The 248-nt window shown below is 39.5% G+C and carries 1 protein-coding gene; it reads left to right on the top strand.

Going from position 1 to position 248, the window contains the following annotated elements:
• Positions 1-26: 26 nt before the first annotated feature.
• Positions 27-248, top strand: a 222-nt coding sequence (locus SB753_RS39980) for a hypothetical protein (RefSeq protein ID WP_410805537.1), incomplete at its 3' end; no start/stop codon positions are given.

The following is a 248-nucleotide window of genomic DNA, read 5'->3' on the forward strand; positions in this document are numbered from 1 at the left end:
TGTTGATATTATCTTTTGGATCTGAAATGAACCTGACCGTAAACCAAGTATTATCGCCAGAAGAACGACATAAAGGTGTTTTTAATGGCGACTTTGTCATTCAAACAGATATTAAAGCTGTAGAACGACTGCTTCAACATACCAGGCAGCTTATAATCACAGCTTTTGGCGGAGCTCCACCAGAGACGGCACAGTCTTTGATGCCAGTTGAAGATTTCATTGCTATAGTTGCCAAACTTAAATCAACT

Source organism: Paraburkholderia sp. SIMBA_053, from assembly GCF_046534895.1.
Classification (GTDB): Bacteria; Pseudomonadota; Gammaproteobacteria; order Burkholderiales; family Burkholderiaceae; genus Paraburkholderia; species Paraburkholderia caledonica.